Source organism: Psychroflexus longus (assembly GCF_020164595.1).
Lineage (GTDB): Bacteria > Bacteroidota > Bacteroidia > Flavobacteriales > Flavobacteriaceae > Psychroflexus > Psychroflexus longus.
This window is the reverse complement of record NZ_JAIQZE010000004.1, coordinates 23,082-48,490: the sequence shown is the minus strand read 5'-3', so window position 1 is coordinate 48,490 and position 25,409 is coordinate 23,082. Positions and strand designations below refer to the sequence as shown.

General features: G+C 36.3%; 20 protein-coding genes and 1 other RNA gene. 9 read left to right on the top strand and 12 right to left on the bottom strand.

Annotated elements, in window-relative coordinates; genetic code table 11:
• Positions 1-65: 65 nt before the first annotated feature.
• The 4 genes from gcvT to LB452_RS05205 all read left to right on the top strand — a co-directional run bounded on the left by gcvT (position 66) and on the right by LB452_RS05205 (position 3,087).
• Positions 66-1,148, top strand: coding sequence for a glycine cleavage system aminomethyltransferase GcvT (gcvT, locus tag LB452_RS05220; protein WP_224460674.1), 1,083 nt, complete (start codon positions 66-68; stop codon positions 1,146-1,148).
• A 100-nt stretch (positions 1,149-1,248) separates the two neighbouring features.
• Positions 1,249-2,049, top strand: a complete 801-nt coding sequence (locus tag LB452_RS05215) for a sugar nucleotide-binding protein (RefSeq protein WP_224460673.1) — start codon at positions 1,249-1,251, stop codon at positions 2,047-2,049.
• A 48-nt stretch (positions 2,050-2,097) separates the two neighbouring features.
• Complete coding sequence (locus LB452_RS05210) at positions 2,098-2,382, top strand: 4a-hydroxytetrahydrobiopterin dehydratase (protein ID WP_224460672.1); 285 nt, start codon at positions 2,098-2,100, stop codon at positions 2,380-2,382.
• Positions 2,383-2,463: 81 nt separating this feature from the next.
• A complete protein-coding gene (locus LB452_RS05205) occupies positions 2,464-3,087 on the top strand; it encodes an NAD(P)H-dependent oxidoreductase (protein ID WP_224460671.1) in 624 nt (207 codons plus the stop codon).
• A gap of 208 nt (positions 3,088-3,295) precedes the next feature.
• Here LB452_RS05205 and LB452_RS05200 read toward each other — a convergent pair whose 3' ends face one another.
• The gene (locus LB452_RS05200; protein WP_224460670.1) at positions 3,296-4,501 is read right to left on the bottom strand and encodes an NAD(P)-dependent oxidoreductase; all 1,206 of its coding nucleotides are present in this window, start codon (positions 4,499-4,501) and stop codon (positions 3,296-3,298) included.
• Between the two features lie 182 nt (positions 4,502-4,683).
• On the opposite strand from LB452_RS05200, the gene LB452_RS13525 reads away from it, so the two are divergent.
• Positions 4,684-4,812, top strand: coding sequence for a hypothetical protein (locus LB452_RS13525; protein WP_262902969.1), 129 nt, complete (start codon positions 4,684-4,686; stop codon positions 4,810-4,812).
• Positions 4,771-5,172, top strand: a transfer-messenger RNA (tmRNA) gene (ssrA, locus tag LB452_RS05195). Before LB452_RS13525 ends, ssrA begins: the two co-directional genes overlap by 42 nt.
• A 121-nt stretch (positions 5,173-5,293) precedes the next feature.
• On the opposite strand, the gene yjjX is transcribed toward ssrA, so the two are convergent.
• The 8 genes from yjjX to LB452_RS05155 all read right to left on the bottom strand — a co-directional run bounded on the left by yjjX (position 5,294) and on the right by LB452_RS05155 (position 15,659).
• Positions 5,294-5,821 (bottom strand): inosine/xanthosine triphosphatase, encoded by a 528-nt coding sequence (gene yjjX, locus LB452_RS05190; RefSeq protein WP_224460669.1) that lies wholly within the window; start codon positions 5,819-5,821, stop codon positions 5,294-5,296.
• A gap of 38 nt (positions 5,822-5,859) precedes the next feature.
• A complete protein-coding gene (locus tag LB452_RS05185; protein ID WP_224460668.1) occupies positions 5,860-7,218 on the bottom strand; it encodes an NAD-dependent succinate-semialdehyde dehydrogenase in 1,359 nt (452 codons plus the stop codon).
• A 70-nt stretch (positions 7,219-7,288) separates the two neighbouring features.
• The gene (locus LB452_RS05180) at positions 7,289-8,431 is read right to left on the bottom strand and encodes a C45 family autoproteolytic acyltransferase/hydolase (protein WP_224460667.1); all 1,143 of its coding nucleotides are present in this window, start codon (positions 8,429-8,431) and stop codon (positions 7,289-7,291) included.
• A gap of 62 nt (positions 8,432-8,493) precedes the next feature.
• Positions 8,494-10,140: a biotin carboxylase gene (locus LB452_RS05175; protein ID WP_224460666.1), complete on the bottom strand. Its 1,647-nt coding sequence runs from the start codon at positions 10,138-10,140 to the stop codon at positions 8,494-8,496.
• Between the two features lie 7 nt (positions 10,141-10,147).
• A complete protein-coding gene (locus LB452_RS05170) occupies positions 10,148-12,895 on the bottom strand; it encodes an aminotransferase class I/II-fold pyridoxal phosphate-dependent enzyme (RefSeq protein ID WP_224460665.1) in 2,748 nt (915 codons plus the stop codon).
• 3 nt (positions 12,896-12,898) lie between these two features.
• A complete protein-coding gene (locus tag LB452_RS05165) occupies positions 12,899-13,303 on the bottom strand; it encodes a VOC family protein (protein ID WP_224460664.1) in 405 nt (134 codons plus the stop codon).
• A gap of 15 nt (positions 13,304-13,318) precedes the next feature.
• A complete protein-coding gene (locus tag LB452_RS05160) occupies positions 13,319-14,257 on the bottom strand; it encodes a carbon-nitrogen hydrolase family protein (protein WP_224460663.1) in 939 nt (312 codons plus the stop codon).
• Between the two features lie 61 nt (positions 14,258-14,318).
• Positions 14,319-15,659 carry an aspartate aminotransferase family protein gene (locus LB452_RS05155; RefSeq protein WP_224460662.1) on the bottom strand — a complete coding sequence of 447 codons (1,341 nt, stop codon included), beginning with the start codon at positions 15,657-15,659 and terminating at the stop codon, positions 14,319-14,321.
• Positions 15,660-16,373: 714 nt separating this feature from the next.
• Here LB452_RS05155 and LB452_RS05150 point away from each other — a divergent pair.
• Positions 16,374-18,578 (top strand): DUF5916 domain-containing protein, encoded by a 2,205-nt coding sequence (locus tag LB452_RS05150; RefSeq protein ID WP_224460661.1) that lies wholly within the window; start codon positions 16,374-16,376, stop codon positions 18,576-18,578.
• 410 nt (positions 18,579-18,988) lie between these two features.
• On the opposite strand, the gene ggt is transcribed toward LB452_RS05150, so the two are convergent.
• Positions 18,989-20,725 carry a gamma-glutamyltransferase gene (gene ggt / locus LB452_RS05145; protein WP_224460660.1) on the bottom strand — a complete coding sequence of 579 codons (1,737 nt, stop codon included), beginning with the start codon at positions 20,723-20,725 and terminating at the stop codon, positions 18,989-18,991.
• Between the two features lie 163 nt (positions 20,726-20,888).
• Here ggt and LB452_RS05140 point away from each other — a divergent pair, with 163 nt between their 5' ends.
• Together LB452_RS05140 and LB452_RS05135 are read left to right on the top strand one after the other, a co-directional pair.
• Positions 20,889-21,779 (top strand): transporter substrate-binding domain-containing protein, encoded by an 891-nt coding sequence (locus tag LB452_RS05140; protein ID WP_224460659.1) that lies wholly within the window; start codon positions 20,889-20,891, stop codon positions 21,777-21,779.
• A 55-nt stretch (positions 21,780-21,834) separates the two neighbouring features.
• Positions 21,835-23,040: a PorT family protein gene (locus tag LB452_RS05135; protein WP_224460658.1), complete on the top strand. Its 1,206-nt coding sequence runs from the start codon at positions 21,835-21,837 to the stop codon at positions 23,038-23,040.
• A 28-nt stretch (positions 23,041-23,068) separates the two neighbouring features.
• Here the strand turns inward: LB452_RS05135 and LB452_RS05130 are convergent, their stop codons facing one another.
• Both LB452_RS05130 and LB452_RS05125 read right to left on the bottom strand, forming a co-directional pair.
• The gene (locus LB452_RS05130) at positions 23,069-24,289 is read right to left on the bottom strand and encodes an Nramp family divalent metal transporter (RefSeq protein WP_224460657.1); all 1,221 of its coding nucleotides are present in this window, start codon (positions 24,287-24,289) and stop codon (positions 23,069-23,071) included.
• A complete protein-coding gene (locus LB452_RS05125; RefSeq protein ID WP_224460656.1) occupies positions 24,286-25,392 on the bottom strand; it encodes a DUF2891 domain-containing protein in 1,107 nt (368 codons plus the stop codon). Before LB452_RS05125 ends, LB452_RS05130 begins: the two co-directional genes overlap by 4 nt.
• Positions 25,393-25,409: the final 17 nt, after the last annotated feature.

Below are 25,409 nucleotides of genomic sequence, written 5' to 3'. Positions count from 1 at the left end.
TGAAATCTAATTGAAAAGTGCTCAATCTTTATTTTAATCTTAAATTTGCGAACGAAAAAAAACATATGAAAACTACAGCACTCAATCATATACATCAACAATTAGGTGCCAAAATGGTTCCATTTGCAGGTTATGAAATGCCAGTATCTTACACAGGTGTCAATGAAGAACATGAAACTGTTCGCAAACACCTAGGCGTGTTTGATGTATCACACATGGGAGAATTTTTTGTTGAAGGCAATGAAGCTTTAAATCTTATTCAAAAAGTTACAACCAACGATGCATCGAAGCTTGTAGACGGTCAGGCGCAATATACTTGTATGCCAAATACATCAGGGGGAATTATAGATGACCTTATCATCTATAAATTCAATGATGAAAAATTCATGATGGTTGTGAACGCTTCCAATATTCAGAAAGACTGGGAGTGGGTCAATTCTCACAACTCTTTTGATGCAAAATTATCAGACCTATCTGATGAGTATTCACTTTTGGCCATACAAGGACCTAAAGCAGTGGAAGCCATGCAGAGCATTTCACCACATAATTTATCAGATATTAAATTTTATCATTTTGAAGTCGGAGAATTCGGTGGTGCTGAGGAAGTAATTATTTCAGCCACTGGTTACACAGGAAGTGGTGGTTTCGAGATTTATTTCAAAAATAAAGACGCGGAACAAATCTGGGCTTCTGTCCTGGAAGCTGGTAAAGACTATGGTATTCAACCTATAGGTCTGGCTGCAAGAGACACTTTGAGATTAGAAATGGGAATGTGTCTTTATGGTAACGATATTGACGAAACTACTTCTCCAATAGAAGCAAAATTGGGCTGGATTACCAAATTCACCAAAGACTTTATCAATGCGGAAGCTCTTAAAAAAGAAAAAGAAAGTGGGCCATCAAGAAAATTGGTTGCTTTTGAAGTCTTAGAAAAGGGAATTCCAAGACATGGATATGAATTGGTAAATTCAGATGGAGATAGTATAGGACATGTCACCTCTGGAACTATGTCACCTAGCCTCAAAAAAGCAATTGGCATGGGTTATGTTACCGCAGAAGAGGCAAAATTTGGAAATAAAATTTTCATACAAATTAGAAAAAAACAAGTGAAAGCTATTATTGTAAAACCGCCATTTTACAAGAAATAGCTTTAAAAAAAGCTAGAGAATTGAGCCATTTCTAGTTTAGGAATGGCTCAATTCATTTAGAAAAACAAGGATTATCAAACATTCTAAAAAAATATTGATTTTGGGAGCCAGCGGCTTCCTAGGAAACGCTTTATTCAAAGAATTATCGCCATATTATGATGTCTACGGAACATACTCCAGAGACAATTCTACATTGGATAAAAACAAACGCATGTTCCAGTGGGATACAGAAACTGAATCTGTTAGTCTACTGCTTAATGAACTTGCTCCAGATATAATTATCTCCGCTATAAGAGGTGATTTTACAGCACAAGTACATAGTCATTTTGAAATCATTGATTACCTGATCAGATTTCAGAAAAAATTGATCTTCATATCATCTGCAAACGTATTTGATGTCTTCACCAATTATCCTTCATATGAATATGATAAAACGCTGTCTGACAGTGTTTATGGAAGATTTAAAATCAAAATTGAAAATGCTTTACTAAGGCTGCCTAATCATCTCTACAACATAGTGAGGTTACCAATGATATATGGTCATAACTCTCCCAGAGTAAAAGAATTAAACGTTCTTCATAATATCAAAGAAGCTATTGAAGTTTTCCCCAATGTAGTGATGAATGCAACAACTCATGATAAGTTTGTTCAGCAAGTACATTATATAATTAACAGAGACCTAGAAGGGGTTTTTCATCTCGGCAGTAAAGATTTGATACACCATAAAGAATTAGTGTATGAAATCTTAAAAGGATTACATCTTGAAAATCCGATTTTCAAGAGCGTTTATAATTCTAATGAAGATCGATACATTGCTGTAATTCCGAAAGAAAATATACTCCCAAAAAACTTGCAAATTAGTATAGACGAAGTGTTAAAAAATTCTGTGAAACTTTCATAAACACTAGTTTGTTCCCCGTTGAATATTGTAAATTGTAAATAAAAAGATATGAAACCGTTACAAGACGCAGAAATAGAAGCAAGATTAGAAAAGTTTGAAGGTTGGACTTACAATGAAAATGCCATCCACACCAAACTAGAATTTGAAAACTTTAAAGAAGCCTTCTCTGCCATGACAAGAATTGCTTTTGAAGCTGAAGCTCAGCAACACCATCCCAACTGGTTTAATGTTTACAATAATTTGGAAATTTCTTTATCTACACACGATGCAGGTGGAGTTACTGACAAAGATTTTAAATTAGCTGAAAAGATAGAAGAAATCATCTCTGCCTAGTTTTAACAAAAGTTGAGTTAATTATTTCAAAAGTTAAACACTGTAAAAATCATAATTCTATATTTGCCAAAAAGATTGGATATGATTAATGCATTAGAGTGGAGGTATGCAACTAAGAAATTTGATGAGTCTAAAATCATAGATTCAGATAAGATCGAGCTTTTAAAAAATGCTTTTAATTTAACTCCAACTTCATACGGGCTTCAGCCTTTAAAGTTGGTTGTTATAAAAAGCCAAGAACTAAAAAATAAATTATTCGAACATAGTTATAATCAAATTCAAGTCAAAACAGCTTCTCATGTTTTAGTTATTTGTATTGAAAACACTATAGATGAGAAGTTCATCAGACACATTTTTGAATTACAAAAAGAAATCAGAAATGTAAAAGATGAAATAGTTAATCCCTTTCGTGAATTTCTCATTAAAGATTTTGACAAAAGAAGCGAGCAAGACATAAAGGAATGGGGCAAAAACCAAGCTTATTTAGCAATGGGTAATCTTTTGACTGTTTGTGCTGCTGAAAAAATTGATGCTTGCCCAATGGAAGGATTTGTAAGCTCTGCTTACGATGATATCTTAGGATTAAAGGAAAAGGATTTGTCTTCAGCATTGGTTTTACCAATTGGATATCGTGCCAAAGATGACAAATTTGCTGACTTCAAAAAAGTAAGACGTTCTCAGGAGGAAACTATAATTGAATACTAAAGTTTAGAAGTTAGATTTCAGATAATAGAGATTCGATTTATTAAGAAATTCAAAAAAAGAATATTGATTCAGGATTATGGTAGGTCGAGCGCAGTCAAAACCTATGGATAAAACACTTAGTAAAAACTTCATTAAATTGAATCAGGGCTTCTAAACATTGTTCAGGAGTCAATTTTGAAATTGTTAATTCAAAATTAATGATTTTCAACTATTCTTTTTCGTCGACAAAATCTTTTAAATAAGTATATCTAGATGTCAGTTTTCCATGTTTAGTCATTCTTGCCCGATCTAAAATCCCATCTAAATCTCCATTGAAAAAAGCTGGAATGACATGCTCGGCGAACATTTCTCCAAAGCCTTCACTGGCATCTTTGGGTAATTCACAAGGTAAATTATCGACGGCCATAACTGTTATGGCTCCTTCAGCATCAAAGTCAACTTCAGATTCGGTTTTAGCATTATAGCCGTAAAAAGGCTCGGCGATAGTAGACGGCCGAATGGTGGATGCTACTGGTCCATCGATATCACAACTAATATCGGCGATCAAATCAATTTTAAAATCTGGTTTTTTTGCATCTTCTCTGGTGAACAAATACGGTGCATTATCGCCATAGAAATGACCAGCTATAAAATAATCAGTCACTTTAGCAAAACGCATGAAATTAGATTCGTAAGGAGTTGGATCTAAGAAAAATTCTGAAATTTTTCCTTGCTGACCATCTTTACGCTTGTTGTAATCTAAGACGTCTATCACTGTATAAACTGCTTCATCGAATGTTAAATGAAGGTATTCCTCTACTCCAACTTCTTTAATTTGAAGATAATCTAGAATTTCTTTTGCTCCTCTAGCAACTTTTCCAAGTCCCGAGAGACAGATTTTGAGGTTAGGAATTTTGATGTTGTCGAGTTCTTGCTTTAAAGCATCCAAATCTGGAAGATTTTCAACTTTGGGTAAGTCAAAAAGTTCGTCGCGTAAACCCAAGGCTCTAAAACCATTGTAAGCGCCAACCAATCCTGCATATCGCCCAAAACCTATCAACCGGTTGCCATTGATTCCTGTGATGACCTCATGATCATACAATTCTATGTTTTTATCTAAAACGGCTTTGAGTAAGTCTCTGTTATAGGGTTGTTTTTTGATGGTATGGGAGAAGAAAAAGTAGGATTTATTTGGAATCAGTGCCTCTATGGGAACTTCCTTGACCCCTAAAAGTACATCACAAGCTGATAGATCTTCTGAAACATCAAGACCTGCTTTGGCGTAGGCTTCATCTGAAAATATACGAATGTCTGAAGGCTCTACGACAAATTGTAAACCCTTAAACTGACTTTGGACTTCGGCTGCTTTTTGTGGTAAAAAGACAACTCGGCGATCTGGTGGGTTTTTGCGCTCTTTGATAAGTCCAATTTTCATAGATTATATTTTAAGATGATTTTGACTTCAAATATAGTATTTATATCTACTTTTGCATTCCTGTTTTGGGAAGGTTGTGTTTGTTTTAAGTTTTGGCTTAAAGTGAGTTGACCAGTCTGCGTTAGGGATAGAAGCGGCATCCCCCGATAACTATCGGGGATACAGCGAATAGCCCGGCACTTATGGAAGCGATAGCGAACATAAGAGGCAACGCCCAAACCATGTTCATTGACGTGATAGCTAGTTATAATGCTTCACTCATTTTTTATGGGGTCGATTTGGTTTTGACAGCAAGACCAATTGAATGGTAAGCACGCCGAGCGCTGGGATATAGCTCGTAAATCTCATATTTCACACTTTTTTAAACGGCGAAGATAACTACGCCTTGGCTGCATAATCCGAATCACAGTAGGATATGCTTAATCCCAACAAGGTTGGGAGCTAAGATGTCTCGCAAAAGCCTTGATTTACGGCGTTTGCAACAGAGGCACCGGTAAAGTAAATATAGCTAAAGCAGGGCCTTGATGCTTTGGTGAAATTTAATCGAGGATAAGGATAAGGTAGGTGGTTTTCAGCCAGTCTTATCTCGAAAACCCAAGAGAAAACTAAGCGTGTAGAAGGCTGTTGAATTGCTTGTTTGGACGGGAGTTCGAGTCTCCCCGACTCCACAATATACCCTCATATACCCAGTGTATATGAGGGTTTTGTATTTTTGGCGAAAAATTAGGTTGTTGTTACAACAACTTAGTCAAGAAATAAAATCAACTAAACCCTGAAAAGGATATAGAGAGGTTAATATAAATCCACATTCCTAAAAGGAATCAAAGCTAAAATGACAGCTTCAGTATAATAAGTTGTTCTGTCAATAATATCTCCTGTCAAAATCCCCACTGCTCCGCTTTTTTGTTTAGAATTATCGCGTTTAAAAACAATGTCATCAGCTTCACCAAGCTCCTTACCTTCTTTGATCAAATCAACTACTTGTTTGGGTAGAAAGAACGTGCCTGTTCTAGACTTACCGTACTTGCCATTCGATTTAATAACTATCCAGGCAAAGGCCTGCATTTCACCACCAGTAATTTCTATACCTCCTTCAATGCCAATATAAAAGTCAGCGCCTTCATATGTTTTAGAAGCGTTATCAGCTCTATTTTTTGCTCCAAGAAAAGTCTCATCGTCGCTCATAGGCTGATCGGATACGTTGGAAGGCACAGAAACTCCGATACACTGAAATTCCTGGCTAGGAAACGTCTTTTTCAAACCATTTTTGGCAGCTTGTATCTTTACAGGATTTTTCGAAGCAATAATTACTTTTTTCATGAATCTACTCAATGCGAAAACATTATTAAAATATTCCGTTATGCTTTTACATAAACTGTTTTACGATTGATAAATTCCATTATACCATCTTTAGCTAATTCACGACCAAAACCAGAAGTTTTTGTTCCACCAAAAGGCAAACGGGGATCTGATTTTACCAACTCATTAATGAAAAATGCACCGTCGCTGACTTTCTCAGCATAACTCAAAGCTTTATCAATATTTTTAGTAAACACACTTAATCCAAGTCCAAACTTAGATTGTTCAGCTAATTCAAAAGCCTCATCTGCAGATTTTACCTTGACCATTGCAGCCAGTGGACCAAAGGTTTCTTCCTTAAAAGCAGACATTTCAGAGGTTACTTCCCCTAAAACTGTGGGCTCATGGAAGCATTCATTTTGTTTCCCTCCAAGTAATAATTTAGCACCTTGTTTAATGGAGTCCTGGACTTGCTTTTGAAGTTGATCTGCCAAATCTTTACGTGCCAAAGTTCCAATTTGAGTATCTTCTGAAATGGGATCTCCCACTTTTAATTGTTTTGCTTTTTCAATAAACCTAGATACAAACTCATCATAAATGGAATCCATCACCATAAAACGTTTAGCTGCAATACAGCTTTGACCACTATTCATCATTCTAGCCTGAACTGCCGTATTTACGGCTTGATCTAAGTCAGAATCATCTAAAACGATAAACGAATTGCTCCCTCCAAGTTCCAGCAAACTTTTTTTGATGTATTTGCTAGCAATTTGTGAAACAGCAGAGCCTGCAGCTTCACTGCCAGTTAAAGTTATAGCCCGAACAGCATCATGTGACACAATTTTTTCAGTTTCATCGTGATGAACAATCAAATTCTGAAAAACACCTTTAGGGTAACCTGCTTTTAAAAAGATTTCTTCTATTTTTTGAGCACAGCCAAAGACATTTGGGGCATGTTTTAATAGTCCCGTATTTCCCGCTGTCAAGGTAGGTGCGGCAAAACGAAATACTTGCCAAAATGGAAAATTCCAGGGCATCACGGCGAAAACTGCTCCAATCGGGTCGTGACGAACAAAACTTTTAGAAGCATCAGTTTCAATGCTTTCGATAGCAAGAAACTCTTCAGCGTGTTCTGCATAATAATCGCACACCCAAGCACATTTATTGACTTCAGACTTTGATTCTGAAATAGGTTTACCCATTTCTAAAGTTATAATCTCAGCGTATTCATCTACATTATCTCTAAGTATCTGTCCTGTCTTTTTAAGAAGATTAGTTCTTTCAGTTAAAGGAGTTGTTTTCCAATGTTTAAATGCTTCTGCTGAAGCTTTGAGTTTTCCATGGAGCTCTTCAGAAGTAAGTGCAGTATATTCGGCAATATGGTTACCATTGAAGGGATTTTTACTTTGAAATTTCATTTGTATAGATTTTTATGAGATTCATTCAATATAGAAATTGAATATAAAGTCTTCTTATTAAAAGACATGATCAAGATTTTGTAATTGACCAAACTTCTTTTAAAAACTCGTTTGTAATTTCTTTAGGCTTTTTAGAAACTGCTTTATTCAGAATAGGGTTAGAATAGGTTATAGTTTTGGCAGTATAACCCTGATAAGGAATTGAAAACTGATTATTTTTGGATCGCTTTTTCCTTCTCTGTTGGAGGGTGATGATTTCATCCTTCTCTTCAAAATTATCAAAACTTTGCCTTATTTTTTTATTGGGCCAATGCAAGTCCACTTCTCCCAATTTTGGAAAATATGACGCGGTAAATAAAGTGCCAAAACCTTCTCTGAAAAGATCATTATAAAGAGGTTTCCTAAGAAAGGCAGAGACTAAATTTTCTGTTGATAGATCTTGTTCTTCCAACAGGTGACTTAAAAATAGAGAACGTTCAATTGTTTTGTTAAATCTAGCATTCTCTGGCCAGTCCACTTTCTTTTGATGGTTGGTCGTGTAAGCTGAATTTGTAATAACTGCTTTTTCTCCAGGTGCCACTCTCACAGTTTTATAGCTCCCCGACTTATCAGCGATACTCACGTTATAAGCCATATGGGAAGGAATTCTGATTAGAACTTCAATCGCCTCTTCCACATCAGAGCAAAACTCAAGGATATATCTTAAAATAAAAGGAATTCCAAAACCTTGTCCTGTAATTTTTCTACCCCCAAAAGTTAAGGAAACTACTAATCCATCTTCATTGATCCCGTCAAGGACACCAATCAGACAATCACTAACTGCAATAACCCTTTTCTGGTTCCATTTTGTAAGTATTTGAACACCTTCAAACAAGTCTGGATGATGATCATAATTTCGAACAAGCTGAAAATCATCACCTTTTAATATTGCATTTGAACAACCACTGACGTAAAATGGCGGCTGATAACCCGTCAGAAATTTGGCTGCCAACTCATCTGTATCTGCAAGTTGACAAAGCCGCTCATAAGTGTCCCACGATTCGGGCATGTATGTCTTGAGAGCTGATTGAGAAGTTTTTAAATCTGAAGTTGGAACTTCTTTTTCATTTTCGATTAACCACTTTTTATAAGCCTCCCAATGCGTAAAGAACAAGTTTTGCCACTTTAAGCCTGGTAAACTAGGTTCTGAAATGGTCTTAAAATTAATCTGCATATAGAGATTTAAAATATTAATACAATTAAGCCTATCAACAAAAATATCGACAGGCTTAAAAATTATTTTGTAAGGGATCCGGATAAATTTGACTTTCGCTTATCTTCTACCATAACCGAAGAAAATTGATTACGGATCGCTTTTATCCAAGCTTTTGCTCTATCATTTAGTTTGAAATCGTCTGTCATCATTCGACCTCGGGTTACCAAAATCCCCATGTCTGCTCCTTCATAAAGGTAATCTCCTTTTTTTGCAATTCTCATAAAAAAGGCTTCCCCTTCATTTTGGACAGCACGTCTATGGGTATCCATTCTGTCAAATTGAATATGACCAGTATCGTACAATCTCCAAATACCAGATTTTGCTGATTCGGTAACATATTCTATCGAATCGGTTGTATGTTTTACAATCAGTTGGCTCCAGCCATCAATATTGTCTTGATTAGCCCAACGCTTATTGATTTCTTCAACATCTAAAGCGTAATCTAAATTCATCCACTCTAAAATGTGAAATACGAATAATGGAGCATCAGCTAGTGCAAATACAGCATGATTTGTAATTGAACTCGCTCCAGTGACTCTTGGATTCAATTCTCCTAAATAGATTTCTCCATTGTCCTGATCGATTAAAAAGTCAAGTTCAAAGTAGCCTTTATAACCTTCTTCACGCAATTGATTTCCAAAAAGCTGAGTAAATTCTGCTGCTTTTTTTCTTAGTTCTGGTGTAAACGCATCCGGATAGATTTCATTACCACACCATCCTCCTTCGTAAGGTGTCAGCTCTTCAAATCCTACCAATTCGGTCATCAGAGGAGCAACAATAGTTCCGTGGCGAGTAACACAGGCTTCAATAGCAGTTCCTTTACAACGGATACGCTTCATGATTTTCACTTCCTCTTCAGCTTCAATTTCTTCAGCATATTCATCATATTCTTCTTCATTAGATATAAAGAAGGTGGTATGCCCGGAATCTCCAAAAGGAGTTTGTATTACCAGTTGATGACCTAGATGTTTAGAGATTTCACTTAAATGCTGATAATCATTCACCTTGGAAAGAACGTAAGGAACACACGCGACTCCTGCTTTTTCTGCAATACGATTGGTATTGACTTTATTGTCTAGAAAAGTTCGCATTTCTGCCTTAGGAAACATGATTTCTAAACCCAGTTTTTCTGCCAGGCGCTCCGTTTCTTCATTAAACATGAGGAACATCGCTTTGCCGGCTCTTCCATCAACAGATCGTGTTTTAATATAGTCTTGAACTTCTGGATGCTGAAGCAAATAATTATTGATGTCTTCTATCCCTTCAAAATCATCATGTGGAATTTCATTTTTAGGGGAAAATACGTTGGGATGTTGACCATCAAAACATTCAATATAAGTGATAAATCGAAAACCTTTGATCCATTCATCTGCACCAAGTAGATTAAAATTGGTAGCACTTATAAAATAAAGTGGTTCTTCATTTTTATGAAAGGCCCTACGGATATCTGAAACTCCTTTCAACTCTCCTTTTTTAGGTCTTCCCCGCTTTTTAGGTATGTTAGTAGCTATAGGTTTAGCCCCAGATTTTTTGGCTACAGATACTTTTTTGGTTTTATTTGACTTTCCCCGGCGGGGAATTTTTGTCTCATCCTTTCCTGTAACAGTAGCATGTTTAGGGGTTTGATCTTCTTTATTTGTTGATGTATTTTTATCGTTTGAATCCATAATATTTTTATTCAGTTAAATTCTTTTTTTTGAAACTTCCATTGCTTCCCATAGAAGACACTGTTTTTTGTCTGTTCAAAATGTTATCCTTGAACACACGTAGTCCCAATTCAGGTTGGTAGCCGTGAATTTCAGAAACATCTAAAGCTGTTAAGAAATGAATGATTTCCTCACTTACAACCTGACCAGGAACGAGTACTGGAAATCCAGGAGGATATGGTATAATAAATGAAGAAGCAACTAGAGTTCTACCTTCACTCATGGATGGTAAACATTCCTCAAGTGGAACATATTCATAATTTTCCTCATCATAAGCCAAAGTAAATGCTCCTCTAATATTCCCCCCCGGTACACCAGGAACTGCCTGAAATGAACTATGAAAGTAACTAAAGTCTGGCAATGGTGGGAAATCTTGTATTAGGGAGTTTACTCTATTTTTTAAGATAGTCTGTTCTTTTGAAGAATGAGATAACTGCTCGGCATCCAACTCATCTGCAATTTTCAGCAATGCATTATAAAGATAGGTTATACTACTTCTCGTGGTTCCAATATTGGTCATGAATAAAACCGTATTCCTTGACGTTTTATTGATTTGAATACTAAACTTATCCATGAGATACTTATTCTTAAAGGTATCGCCATCAACTCCTGTTTTTCCTATATGCAAGGTGACTTTGGTAGGATCTAACACAAACTCATCCTCTTTCCAAGCCGTTTCCATTCTGTTCCAGCCAACGTTGGGTTTGTAATATTCTGCTAAACCAGATGCTCTGTATTTGTCAGGAATAAAATCACCTACAGTCAAAACATCAAAGTATTTATTCAGTTTTGGGTGATCATTGATCTTAGCCCTTAAAACCATCGCCAGTTCAATGCTCTTTTCAACAAGCTCGTAACCTTCAAATTGAACCTGCCTTCTTCCAGCGTCTAGCGATGCTAAAATCTGGTAATTTGGAGAGGTAGAACTGTGAGTCATATAAGCTTCCATAAAAGTGTTCTGACTTTTCTTTCTAAAATCTTCGTCCCAAACATGAATCATAGACCCTTGCCTAAAACTGCTTAAGGTTTTATGTGTACTTTGAGTAGAATAGACACGTATTCGAACTTGATCTGGGTCTGGAAGTTTAGGTATTTCTCCTTTCTTAAGACTCTTAATGTGTTCTTCGTATTCTATTCTATATTTTGAGCTTTTGTATTTCTTATGAAGTTTACTGGCCACAAACATTCCCGATCTTTGCTTATAATTGTATGTGAATCCGGCAAAAGCAAACCAGGCTTCATCCCAAAGAAAAATCATATCAGGTTTGATCGCAAGAATTTCTTCCATGACTTTTTCTACGTTATAAACTAACCCATCAAACGTACAATTGGTCAACAATAACATCTTAACCAGATTAAGCCGGCCAGCTTCTTTAAGTTGAAGTAATTTTTCTTTCATCTGTTCCAAAGGAACGGCACCGTACATAGAGTATTTCTCGATAGGATATGAATCCAGATAAACTGGATATGCACCAGCCAAAACGAGTCCGTAATGATGAGATTTATGACAATCTCTGTCGATCAAAATAACATCACCAGGCTTCACCAGCGCTTGCACAACAATTTTATTGGAAGTTGACGTTCCATTGGTAACAAAGAAAGTATTGAGCGAGCCATAGGCGTCACTTGCCATTTCTTGTGCTTTTTTTAGAGTCCCCGTAGGTTGCAAAAGAGAATCCAATCCTCCTTTAGTAGAAGAGGTTTCTGCCAAAAACATGTTTCGGCCATAAAACTTTCCGAAATCATTGATCCATCTGGATTTAAAAACTGAATTTCCTCGTGAAATAGGCATAGCGTGAAAAACGCCCGTCGGTTTTTTACTGTATTCTTTTACAGCTGTGAAAAATGGAGTTTGGTAACGTTCGTAGATACCCCTTAGTATCGTTAGATGCAATTCCTGAACATCTTCTGCTCTGTAAAATATTCGATTAAAGGTTTTTAAAGTATTATCTTTTAAATTTCCAAGCGATGTATCGGTTACGTAATAGGTATCCAATTCGGGTCTGAATTTTTTCACAAGCCGACCGAGTAAAGGACCAAGTTCACTTTCAGGCTTGGAAGCCATGTCCAAGCTTAACACATTTTGTATAAAGGGTTCTATAACCGATCTGATTTTTTTTGACCTAAAAGGAGGTGCGTAACGAATGACTACTGCTTGAATATTACTGTTGAAATACAAGGCAATCAATGCATCTTGAAAACTTCTTTGAACAATGATTTTATAATCAAATTCATCGTTTTCAGTGGATACTTCATTTAAATCTGACTTTAATTTTAGTTCCTCTTTTATAGAGATGTCCTCTACAAATAATACTTCAAAATAATTTTTGCTTTTTTCATCACTATTACCAGAATTCTCAATCAACTCACCATTCGTATCATCATCATCAAAAACATCTGGATTGCTTCGGTATCTATCACTTACCAGCAACTTAGTAATTTCAATAATTTTATGTGCTAAAGATGTAAACTCGTTCCTTTCGAGCATATCTTGAAGCATTCCCATTTTAGAAATCCCTGGTAATGCAAAATAACTTTCAACAGTTTCAAGTTTTTTAAAAAGGGATTTAACAAATTCCTTTTGCTTTTTATTTTCAGGAGTATTTCGTTTTAAAGTTTCCAAATGGGAACATTCACTTTTAAGCTCATTCCATGATTCTAACCTTAATTGATTGATATTATAATGACTCGAACTCTTTTGCTTGTTTTTTATCATAGTTTAATTACTTGAATGCAGAGCTAACTTATTTCCTTCTGGATCTATAAAAATAGCAAAGTATCCAGCATCATCACTTATAAAAGTCTTTGGCATAACAATTCGACCACCAGCTAGCTCTACTTGATTAAGAACTGGATTCAAATCCTCACCTGCATTAAGATATACCAAAGGACCCGCCTCACCTGGAGTTGACCCCGGTCCAGCGACTATGGAACCTCCAACACCGTTTTTTACAGGAAAAAATGCCATTGCATAATTATCATCAAGTTTGGTTTCCATATCGATACCAAAAATTTGATTGTAAAAATTGACTGACTGTTGAAAATTAAGCGCAGGTATTTCAAACCAGCTCACTGCATCTTTCATACTTTCTTTTTTCTTGTGTTTCGGTGCTGTACCGCCCATATCTATTGTTTTTTATTATTTTGAAAATCCTTTATATCCCTGTGATTGTATAGGATTATTCTTCTCGTATTCGTGTTCTTGCAACTTCAGTTTTGCTAAAGTATCCATTTTTGTAGGCTTAATTAAAGGTCCTAACGAATCCAAATAAGGCAATTGAACACCTTGTTGATAAATATTAAATTCACCAATATGGTCTCTGAAACTTTTTAGAGGTTGTCCTAACCTAAGGACACCTAATTCTCGGCTTCGCTTAACGCGTTCTATATTTAACTCTATAGGGAAAATCTCTTCGTTTCCTTCAGCTTGATAAATGACTCGTCCATCTGGTCCACAAACCAGAGATTTTCCATTACCTCCGGATTCCAGCCCATTGACATCAAAGAAATAGCATTGATTGCAAGCTGCCATCGCACGAACTATAGAAAGTTCAATATCACGATCTATTGTTCCAGTCATTGTAGGGTGAATAATTACTTCGGCTCCCATAACTGCCAAAGTCCTTACTGTTTCTGGAAACCACATGTCGTAACAAACGGATAGACCAAATTTCGCGACTCCGGGTACATCAAATACGCAAAATCCAGAACCTGGTGTTACGCCAACTTCGTAAGGGTAAAAGGGGAACATTTTTCTGTATCTAGTTACAACTTCACCTTGTGGATTGATTACCGTTGCTGTATTGTAAATATGCCCTTCACTCTTTTCAAAAATGGTCCCTGGTAGTAACCAAATGCCGTGCTTTTTTGCTGCAGCCTGCATTTCTTCCTCAAACGATCCTGGTATTTCTGTTGCTGTATGAGTAAGAGGTCCGTAACCACATAACTCGCTAAAAACTACCATTTCTACCCATGGATAAAGGCTCATTGTTATATCTAGTTTCAACTTCATCAATTCTACATTAGAATTAACCGCTGAAACTTTCATTTGTATTCCTGCTATTGCAAATGGTCTCATTTATTGATTTATTAATTGTGAGTAGCTATTCATTATGAATAACCAGTTTATTATATTGTTATTAATTTTTTTTGAACCAACTCAAGACTTTTTGAGTTGTGCTCCGGGTATTTTTCAAAATATGCTTTTCTAAAATATCCAGGCCTTTATTTAATTCGTCATCAGTTATGACTAGAGGGGAAAGTATCCGGATCACATTTTTATAGGTACCTGCACTTAAAAGTATAAGGCCATCGTTTGCACAGCCTTTAACAATTTGATCGCAAAGTTCAGTATTTGGAGAATTAGGATTTTCATCTTTAATAAATTCGATACCAATCATGGCTCCAATTCCTCTTACCTCTCCAATTTCTGAAACCTCTTCTTGCAAATCTTTCATGCGCTGCATTACGATTTGGCCAATATGTATGGCTCTTTCATTAAGATTTATTTCTTTCATATATTTTATGGTTGCTAAAGAAGCAGCACAACAAACTGGACTGCCAATATAGGTTCCACCTATGGTTCCAGGTAATGCAGCGTCCATAATTTTAGCTTTACCAACGACTGCTGCAATTGGTAATCCAGACCCCATAGATTTGGCGTAGGTGCTTAGATCTGGTTGTACACCGTAGTATTGCCAGCTAGCCCAGTGTCCGGTTCTACAAAAACCACTTTGGATTTCATCACAAATCAACATCACGCCATATTCGTCACAAAACTTTCGCAAACCCTCGAGGTATTTTTGCGGAATAGGATTAAAACCACCTTCCCCTTGTATTGGTTCAACAATAATAGCTGCTACAGTATTGATGTCAACCAAAGTCTTGGCACTTTCACGGAGATTTCTCAACTCGTTTTCCACAAATTCATCCATAGAAAGATTTCCTGCATTTTTATAGAAATTTGGAAATGGCAATCTATAAACTTCTGGAGCGAATGGACCACAAGAAAATTTGTAATTCACTTTACTTGTTAAAGTCATTCCCATTAATGTTCTACCGTGATAAGCTTCGCTAAAACATAATACTGCTGGTCGTTGTGTAGCTTGTCTAGCAATTTTGATTGCATTCTCTACAGCTTCAGCGCCAGTACTTATGAGCATGACCTTCGTATGATCACCGTGAGGAAGGATTTCTGCAAGTTCTTCACATAATTCGATATATGGCTCATAGGTAACGACATTGAAACTGGTGTGCAAATATTTACCAGCTTGTTCGCGTATTGCTTTGACTACAGGAGCAGGACAATGACCCGCATTAACCACACCGATTCCACCTGCAAAATCAATTAACTCATTTCCATCAACGTCGGTTATAATTGCTCCTTTTGCATCACTTACAGTGGCTGTATTAAAAACCCCAACACCATTGGCGACTATATTTTTTCTCCTGTCAAGGAGCTCTTGAGATTTTGTATGCATTTTAGTCATTAAATTATTAGTATCAATTGAGAATGATTTATTAGAATCTGTCGTAAATAAAAACTTGTTTGGATATAAACAATATACGATTATATTTCATTAATCAAAATTACTTAGTGATTATTTACAGATAATTAATAAAACGAAAGGAATTAACATTGGTAATAAGTTATTTTAATTTTGGATTGATATTGAATTATTTTTCTTTAAAAGTGTACTGCAAATATCTTAAATATTTTAATATAAAATTAAGAAATTTCATTGTAACATATTTCTCACTAAATGAATATCGATTAAATGGAATCTTAGATTTTTATATGTTCAATGGTGCTAACCTAAAGGCATTAGTTGACTAGAACAAATCACTTCAAAATATAATTACATCTATCCAATCAGGTGTAGAATATTTAGAAAACAACGGATTTAAAGTGTTTGCATCGAAAACACTTATACATATTTAAAACTAATCATGATTCAAAATTGATTCTAACAGTTATGCCTCAAAATATTTGTGTTAACCTAAACCAGTAAAACTGTTATGTTTTTTCATTTAGGTTGAAACCTAAAGTTTCCTTAATAGCATTGCAAATTTTACTTTTGAATTAATGTAAAGTCTGAATTACAGATTTTAGATAAAAATGGATTTATTTTACCAATTGATTCTTTAAAATTACAGTTTAAATATTCTTATTACACGAAATAATATAAGACTCAATGAATCGTTTCTTTACGTTCCTTTATTTTATAATTTGTTGCTCATCGTTTATAGTTTCCAACGCTCAAGATTTGGATAAAAGTTTTACTGTAAAATACACAGAAGCAGACTTTACTATTGACGGCATTTTGGATGAAAGTGCCTGGGAAAGTGGAGAAAGCGTTGGACCGTTTCAGGAGTATTTTCCCAATGATGATATTCCTGCGAAATACCAAACTGACATTCGAATGTTGGTAGACGACGAAACTTTATATGTGGGTATAAAAGTTTACACTCCTGGGAATGACTATGTGATTCCTTCGCTTGAACGTGACTGGAGGTCCGGAGGAAGTGATAACATCAGTGTTTTGTTTGACACATTCAATGATGGAAACAACGTTTTTCTTTTTGGAATCAACCCCCTTGGAGTGAGACGTGAAGTTTTCATTTCTGGAGGTGGTCAAAGCATTGGTGGCTTCACCACTTCCTGGGATGTAAAATGGACTGGAGAATCCAAAATTTATGATGGATACTACACTGCAGAAATGGCCATCCCGCTCACCTCCTTTAAGTTTGCAGAAGGGGAAACCAAGTGGCGTTTTCAGAGCTATCGCTACGACATGCAAGCAAATGAACGCAGTGTTTGGTATAATGTCCCTCAAAACCAAAGTGTAATTAACCTGGCCTTTATGGGCGACATGTATTTTGAAAAACCACTTGGCAGATCAAGAACTCCTTTGGCGATAATACCGTTCATAAATGGTATCACCGAAAAAGACTTCACAGCTGATGAATCTAGTAGCAATTTTACATTCGGTGGTGATGCCAAAATATCACTGGGGAACAGCATGAATCTGGATATAACCCTCAATCCCGATTTTTCTAACGTAGAAGTAGATGATATTTTTACAAACCTAACTCGGTTTGAAGTTAATCTGCCCGAACGCCGTCAATTTTTCATCGATAACAATGATTTGTTTGGAAATTTTGGAAATACCAACCTAGCTAATCCTTTTTTTTCACGCCGGATAGGTATTGCCACAGATCGTTTTGGTAACAGAGTTGAAAATGATATTATAGGTGGTGTTCGCCTAAGTGGGAAAGTCAATAAGGACTTGAGACTAGGCTTTCTTAATCTGCAAACAGCCAAAAGCGAAGAACAGGAAGTCGCTTCAAACAATAACATGATGTTTGCTTTACAACAAAAGGTGTTTAGCAGATCCAACATTGGTGTTTTTATGATCAATCGGCAAACCTTTGATTCTGATAACTTTATAGATTCCAATGATAAATACAACAGAGTTGTTGGGCTAGATTATAACCTGGCGACCAATGATAATGTGTGGTTTGGCAAGTTTTACGGCCATAAATCTTTTCAGGCAGAAGAACGCGATGGACATTCTGCAGGGGTATTATTAGGGAGAAATACAAAAAACTGGAATGTATCTTCAGATCTTTCATTTATTGAAGATGATTTCCGTTCAGATTTAGGATTTATCTTACGAAAAGACATCCTAAGATCAACAACTACTGTCAGCAGGTTGTTTTGGCCAAAGGAAGGAAAAGTCAACAATCACAGGATTGATTTTAATCCAACGGTCATCTGGAGACCCAAACTGGATTATCAAAAATCAGATCATGAGTTTAGACTAGGTTACCGGGTGAGGATGAAAGACTTTACAGAATTTGGTTTGAACATCACCAATAACTACATTTTTCTAAATGAACCTTTTGACCCTACAGGAACAGAGGGAGGCGAACAACTTGAGGCCAACCGAGGATATAACTTTAATGCTGTAGACTTTAATTACAGAAGTAATAACGCTGACGTATTTTCGTTTAGAAGCGACGCTGGATTTGGAGAGTTTTTCAACGGGTATCGGTATTCGGTTGGTGGAGAAGCAGTTTTGAGACTACAGCCTGTTCTAAGACTTAGCTTAAGTGTAAATTATGATAGGATTGAAATGCCCAACCCCTTACCAAGTGCCGACTTATGGCTTGTCTCTCCGAGAATTGGATTCACTTTTACGAAATCTATTTTCTGGTCTACGGTCTTTCAATACGCCAACCAGCGTGATAATTTAGGAATTAACTCAAGACTTCAGTGGCGCTTCGCCCCTTTGTCTGATCTTTTTATTGTTTATAATGACAACTACTTTGTGAATTCCTTTCAACCTAAATTTAGGTCGATCAATTTAAAGTTGACATATTGGTTGAATATTTAAAGAATCGATAGAGCTAAAAGCAAAACGTATCTTAAAACATAAATTTTTTGTTAGTGTTTCTTTTGAATCTAGGATTCAATAGGAAAATGAACTTTTTTACTTATTATTTTATTTTATTTAAAATTAATTTTAAGACCTCGCAGATTTTAAAACCTGTGAGATCTTATGGATGATTATTCATATTTAAAATATAAGCTAAATTAAATAATTAGTAAACTGAACGGAGAAGCAATTAATCGATTGATTTGTCAGCTTGCTCTTCAAAATCTTTAGATACCTAAAATTGGAAACCCATAAATAAAACTTTATATTTTTTTGCATCTTCTCCTTTGTGGTCTTTGCGAGAAACTTAAAGCTCTTAGCATGAAAAAGACATCGGGAATTTTATAATAAACTTATTTTCATTACACCTAATATCCTGCAGCTTGACCATCGACTCTCGACTCTGAAGCACCATAATAAATTTCTTTATCATGATCGCGCATAATGCCTTGGTATCTTCCGAAGAAACTATTCCCAACCTCAACCTTATGCCCTTTAGCTCTAAGTTGACGAACCACTTCGTAAGGAATTCCAGACTCTAGATTGACTTGTCCCGAAGAATTCAACTGGTCGGTTATTTTCCCGGTTGGTTCCGAAGAGCCGGAATGATCCCAGCGCGCTGCATCTCCTGCTTCCTGTATATTCATCCCAAAATCGATGATGTTGGTTAGAATACTCACATGACCAATAGGTTGATAGGCTCCTCCCATATTGCCATAACTAAAAAATGGCTTGCCATCTTTCATCACAAAACCAGGAATGATAGTGTGAAAAGGGCGTTTTCCTGGTTCGTAAACATTAGGATGTTGAGGATCGGTAGAAAACAATTCCCCTCGATTTTGAAAACTGAATCCAAGTCCTGGCACAACAAAACCTGTCCCCATTCCTCTAAAGTTACTTTGAATTAAAGACACCATATTCCCTTCGCTATCTGCTGTTGTGAGATAAACCGTATCGCCATCTTCAATGACTTCAACACCAGTACTGACATCGCTCATCGCTGTTTCACCAATTAATTGTCGTCGCTGTTCTGCATAGTCTTTTGAGAGTAAAATATCATATGGTACATCCTGAAAATCAGCATCAGCATAATGCTTGGCTCTATCTTCGTAAACCAGCTTTTTGGTTTCAATAAAAGCATGTAGAGTTTCAACAGTTCCATACCCCATTGATTTCAAATCGTAGCCTTCCAGTATATTCAGCATTTGTAATACTGCTGTGCCCTGGACGTTCCCTCCTACTTGGTATACATCGTAACCTCTATAATTGGTGGTAACCGGTTCAATCCATTCTGATTTGTGATTTGCAAAATCTTTATATCGCAAATAGCCATTATTTTCTTTCATCCATTTGTCTATTTTTTTGGCGATTTCTCCTTTATAATAAGCATCCCTTCCACTTTTGGCCAACAAACTCAGAGTCTTTCCCAAATCGGGATTTTTGAAGATTTGACCTTTCTTTGGGCCTTCCCCGTCAATGGTAAATGTACTTTCAAAAGCGCCGGGCTGCGATTTTAAAAATGGAACACTATTTCGCCATCTGTAGGATATCGCTTCGGTGACAGGAAATCCGTTTTCCGCATAATGAATTGGAGATTTTAAAATCTCCTTCATCGGTAAAGAGCCAAACTTTTTATGCAGCTCAAACCATCCATCTACCACTCCAGGGACTGAAACAGATAGTAAGTGATAAGGCGGAATAGTTTCACTATCAATCTTATCCAGTTCTTTCATCAAGTTATCATAAGATAAGCCTCTTGGCGAACGACCACTGGCATTGATGGCATATAACTTCTGACTTTTCTCATGCCAAATGATGGCAAACAAGTCACCTCCTATCCCATTACCTGTTGGTTCCATAAGTCCGGTTGCCGCGTTGGCAGCAATAGCAGCATCAATGGCATTCCCCCCCTTTTTCAAAATATCCAACCCAATCTGAGTGGCTAGTGGATGACTAGTAGCCACCATACCGTGTTGTCCTATCACTTCAGATCTGGACGCAAAATTAAGACCATTTGCTTCTCTATCAGCTTGGGCAAATGAGAACATAGAACAAAAAATCATGACTGACATTATAAGGCTAAAAACTTTTGAAGAAAGCGGCATATCTGAATTGTTTTAAATGAATTAAAAGGTTAAATATAAGTGTATAATAAATCAAAATGAATAAAGTATATATGAATTCTAATTCAAGTTTAAACTAAATACCAACAAATAAATACAATTCTCTAACTTGCCAAGAAATACAATAATGCTGAAACCTTTGCTTATGTTGACGATATTTTTCTGTTTGTTTTCTTGTCAATCCAATCCAGAGAAAAAGAATACTCATGAAACTGCTGACTCTAATGTAGATACTCTAACGGTTGATTTTTGGAATGGAAACCGGTCTGAAATCAGACAAGATCACGAAAGAGAAATTTTGGAAGCTATTCTTGAAGCTACCTTTGCTGAATTTGGCCCTTGGAAGATTAAAGAAAGTTGTGAAGAATATCCCGGAGATGAAGAATCTAAAGCATTTAGCCAAAAGAATCATGATGTCTTAGTCACCATTGCAGGTAATCAAAAGTTCAATGATGATGAAGTGATTGTGATTAATAAACCTTTAGCAAAAAATCTTTTGGGCTACCGTGTTCCTATTATCAACCAAAAAGATGCATTGAAATTCCCTAAGATTTCGGAAGCCAACATCAAACAACTCACTCAAGGTATTCCTGAAACCTGGAGCGACGCCAATATATTCAGACATAATGGATTCAATGTAAGTGAGGAAGGAACATTTGATGATATTTTTTATAGACTAGCCAATGATAGCTTTGATTATGTCACTTTAGGAGCCAATGAAGTCAAGAGTATTTTTGAAAACAGAGCCTCCAAGATTGAAGGACTTATCATCGAGGACGAACTGATGTTTTTTTATCCTTTTCCTTTGGTATTCTATGTCAATCCTGATCAATCAGAATTGGCTATGCGCCTGGAAAAAGGATTATCAATTATTGAAAAAAACGGCACTTTAGATGCTATTTTTGATAAGTACTACGGAAATTTAGTCGAAAAACTGAATTTAAAAAACCGACAGCTTATACAGTTAGAAAATCCGTTTATCCCAGCAGTATTCGACGATTTAAAGCTAAATTTTAAATTTGTTAATAATCAATAAATCTAAATAGACTAAATATATTTATTTTCTGAAAAATTAAACTATACCGCTATTAATGAAAACAACCATTTCAACCATTTTCATCCTTTTGTTTTGCTTTAAAATTAACGCTCAAAGCACATTCAAAGACGGTTATTATGTGAATAATTCAGGTGACAGCATTCAAGGACTGATCAAAGATTTGGACTGGAAAACAAATCCAGACGAAATTCAGTTTAAGACAAATTCAGCATCAAGAATAAAAAACTTAAAACCAGAAGACATCAGTTTTTTTGAGATATTTAATAAAGTAAAGTATAAATCAGCCAATATCGATGTCGATGTTTCTGAAAATAGCATTTCGGATCTGAGTAAAAAAAGACTTCCTCAATTTGAAAAGAAACATCTTTTTCTCAAAGTTCTTGAAGAAGGAGAGGCGAACTTATATCAGTATACAGAAGGTTCATTAGTACGCTATTTTATAGAAACTGATGACGCTGATTTACAACAACTCATTTACAAAAGGTACTTGAATAAGTATTACAGAATCAGAGAAAATAACAATTTTAGGCAGCAGTTACTAAATGCTTTGAAATGTGATGAGCTTTCGGAAAGTGAGTTTTCAGATCTCAAATACAAAGAAAAAAGTTTAAGAAAAATAGTGTCCAAATACAATTCCTGCTCGAATAATTCAACTTATAGTTATGAAATCAGAGACTCAAAAACATCTTTTCATTTAGCCATCCGACCAGGTATTCAATTCGCTACTTTTGAGACTAAAGAAGGCGTAAATAATAGTAGTGGAACTACATTTGATTACGAGACTAGTTTCCGGGTAGGTATAGAATTTGAGTTTATTCTCCCTTTAAATAATAAAAAATGGGCACTAATATTGGAACCTACTTATCAGGAATACTCTTCAAGAGTTGATGTTTTGGTAGATGGATTTTTCCCCACTTTTCGAGAAGCTGAGTATGCGTCGATTGAAATCCCATTTGGTGTCCGATACTATATGTTTTTAAATAAAAAAAGTCAAGTGTTCGTCAATGCAGGAATGGCTTGGGATATTGGCATTGGCGATAATGAAGTTAATGGCAATCGAGGCGCAAGATTGGACCTTAAAGGTTCTTTAAATCCCATGTTCGGAATTGGATTCAGATTTATGGATAAATTCAGTTTTGAATATCGATTACAAACAGGTAGGGATTTGTTAGGGGAATACGCCGCTAAGAAGTCTACTTTCACATCCTCTCAACTAATTTTAGGCTATAGATTATTCTAAAGCTAGCCAAAAATTCAAATCACTAAAGTTAGATAAACACTCCAACTAAACTCTTCACACTCAGAAATAAGCAAAACAAGACAATCAAAATACCCAGTAAATTTTGAAACCACGAGTTTTTGAACTTACCCATCAAATTTTGGTTGGAAACGATAAACAACAAAATAACGGCGATGAACGGAAGTAAAATCGCGTTGCTGACTTGAGCAACCTGTATCAATTCAATAGGATTAATGCCTAAAGAGGAAAACGCGACACCGAGTAGTAAAATCAATCGCCAGGTCCATTTGAATTTGGGATGTGTCTTATCGACTTTCCATCCCAAACAGCCTTTCAAAACATAAGCTGCTGCCAAAGCAGCCGTCAAAGTGGATGTAATTCCTGCGGCAAAAAATCCAAAGCCTAGAAGATACTTAGCATATACGCCATAAAGTGGTTCCAGGGTTTGTGCCATCTCCAAGATAGAACTCAACTCCTCTTTTGGTAATCTAGATGCCGAAACCACAACGGCAATTGATACCAAACCGCCTAAGCCTATAGCTATAGTCGAATCCAATTTGGCTGCTTTTAAACCCTTTAAACCTTGCCATTTTTCCTGAACAATGGAGGAATGCAGAAACAAATTATAAGGTACAATCGTCGTTCCTACGATAGCCAACACCGTCGTTAAAGATTCTGATGGCAATCTAAAACTAAATATTCCTGAAATTATTCCGAGATAATCTGGTGAAGTGATGATTGCTGTAGCCAGGAAAGACAAACTCATGAGCACCACCAAAACAATTAGAACGTTTTCAATTTTCTTATAACTATTCAAATTCAGAATAAGAAAGCATATCGTTCCAATAATCAGGGGTAAATAATCTACTCTAAAACCACCCAAGCTCACTTGCGTCTCCGCATAAATCACTGAAAATCCCATCACAGCTCCGCTGATGTTTCCAGCTTCATAAGCAGCGTTACCAAACACAATGGCAATAACGACCAACACCATCAAAATGCCTTTCAATACCCGATGTTTAACAATATGCCGCATGGCTGTGCCTAAATCCTTCTGAGTCACCAAGCCTACTCTAGCTGACATGTTTTGCAAAATTATGGTTGCAATAATAGATAAGACCAGAGCCCACAGTAAATCAGTTCCAAACCTGACACCAGCCAGGGAGCAAATTGTAATAGTACCAGGCCCTATAAAAGCGGCTGCTACAAAAGTACCCGGACCAAAATAAGACGCTAGTTTTTTGATCATTCAGGTCGGTTATCTAGAGCGTATAAAGCAAAAGTTCCCAACCAATGCGCGCCTTCGTAAGTGTCTCCAAATAAATTGGGATAGGCTTTTATGAAATGCTTATCTGCTGTAGTTTTTAAATGATAAAGCGCTTCGTAGCGATCGGCCAACTGATAAAGATTCCAGGCTCTGCTGAAATTAAGCCCGTCCAGATGCACCAATTTTCCATCACTTCGATCGCTCACCTCAGCCACATCCAATAAAAAATATTTTGAAAATAAACCCGGCATAAACGTTCTAGCCCAAGGTTCAAATTCAGATTCTGGCAAAACTTTAGCCATCAGAGCAACTTCTTCCAGACACGGTGATAAGAAATCATAGCCGCTAGGCTCCCACTCGATAGGACAGTTCTTGTCATTTAAATAAAATGCTTTCGAACGCTTGATAATCAATGCATTCAGCTCCTCTTTCTGAAACACCTCCGCATAATCCAAAGTCAATGACAACGCAAAAGCGGTATTGGGATGCTCGCCTACTCGAATAGGATACACTAATTTGGGAAGAAATTCAATCATTTTTCCTTCTAAAACCTCCACTAAAGGCATCAAATTTTCAAACCATACCTGAGCTTGTGGATCCTTCCAGGTTTTTAATTCTTTAGCTAAAGTAAATAACCAGGCCCAGCCGTAAGTACGTTCGAAATTTTTGTTATGTTCAGTTTCAAAAAATTCTATTTCTTTCTGAATATTTTCTTCAGTTAGCCTTAGAGACAAAGCGCTTCTGATGCTATCGGCTTGTTTAAGTTTAGGAAACTCCTTTAACAATTTCACCAAAGACCACTGACTGTGCACTGCAGAATGCCAGTCAAAGCAGCCATAAAACGCTGGTCTTAAGTCTTTAGGTCTGGCTAAATCCTCTTCAGACCCCAACACCTGACCCAATTTGTTGGGAAATTCCTGAGTAATACATTCCAAAGGAAGTTCTGCTAGTTGTTCAGCTTCAATAATACCAAATTCAGGAAAATTTTTGTTCTCAAAAGGAGATTTGCTTCCGCCTTTAGTTTCTGGCGAATTCTGGCAACTCCAAAATACAAGAGGCAACAATAAAAATAGAATCCGTTTCATAAGTTTTGTTTTGGTTC

Bases quoted from the DNA above. Each gene is read 5' to 3' on its own strand.
- gcvT (WP_224460674.1), top strand. From the start codon at position 66: ATGAAAACTACAGCACTCAATCATATACATCAACAATTAGGTGCCAAA.
- LB452_RS05210 (WP_224460672.1), top strand. From the start codon at position 2,098: ATGAAACCGTTACAAGACGCAGAAATAGAAGCAAGATTAGAAAAGTTT.
- LB452_RS05205 (WP_224460671.1), top strand. From the start codon at position 2,464: ATGATTAATGCATTAGAGTGGAGGTATGCAACTAAGAAATTTGATGAG.
- LB452_RS05200 (WP_224460670.1), bottom strand. From the start codon at position 4,501: ATGAAAATTGGACTTATCAAAGAGCGCAAAAACCCACCAGATCGCCGA.
- LB452_RS13525 (WP_262902969.1), top strand. From the start codon at position 4,684: ATGGAAGCGATAGCGAACATAAGAGGCAACGCCCAAACCATGTTCATT.
- yjjX (WP_224460669.1), bottom strand. From the start codon at position 5,821: ATGAAAAAAGTAATTATTGCTTCGAAAAATCCTGTAAAGATACAAGCT.
- LB452_RS05185 (WP_224460668.1), bottom strand. From the start codon at position 7,218: ATGAAATTTCAAAGTAAAAATCCCTTCAATGGTAACCATATTGCCGAA.
- LB452_RS05180 (WP_224460667.1), bottom strand. From the start codon at position 8,431: ATGCAGATTAATTTTAAGACCATTTCAGAACCTAGTTTACCAGGCTTA.
- LB452_RS05175 (WP_224460666.1), bottom strand. From the start codon at position 10,140: ATGGATTCAAACGATAAAAATACATCAACAAATAAAGAAGATCAAACC.
- LB452_RS05170 (WP_224460665.1), bottom strand. From the start codon at position 12,895: ATGATAAAAAACAAGCAAAAGAGTTCGAGTCATTATAATATCAATCAA.
- LB452_RS05165 (WP_224460664.1), bottom strand. From the start codon at position 13,303: ATGGGCGGTACAGCACCGAAACACAAGAAAAAAGAAAGTATGAAAGAT.
- LB452_RS05160 (WP_224460663.1), bottom strand. From the start codon at position 14,257: ATGAGACCATTTGCAATAGCAGGAATACAAATGAAAGTTTCAGCGGTT.
- LB452_RS05155 (WP_224460662.1), bottom strand. From the start codon at position 15,659: ATGCATACAAAATCTCAAGAGCTCCTTGACAGGAGAAAAAATATAGTC.
- LB452_RS05150 (WP_224460661.1), top strand. From the start codon at position 16,374: ATGAATCGTTTCTTTACGTTCCTTTATTTTATAATTTGTTGCTCATCG.
- ggt (WP_224460660.1), bottom strand. From the start codon at position 20,725: ATGCCGCTTTCTTCAAAAGTTTTTAGCCTTATAATGTCAGTCATGATT.
- LB452_RS05140 (WP_224460659.1), top strand. From the start codon at position 20,889: ATGTTGACGATATTTTTCTGTTTGTTTTCTTGTCAATCCAATCCAGAG.
- LB452_RS05135 (WP_224460658.1), top strand. From the start codon at position 21,835: ATGAAAACAACCATTTCAACCATTTTCATCCTTTTGTTTTGCTTTAAA.
- LB452_RS05130 (WP_224460657.1), bottom strand. From the start codon at position 24,289: ATGATCAAAAAACTAGCGTCTTATTTTGGTCCGGGTACTTTTGTAGCA.
- LB452_RS05125 (WP_224460656.1), bottom strand. From the start codon at position 25,392: ATGAAACGGATTCTATTTTTATTGTTGCCTCTTGTATTTTGGAGTTGC.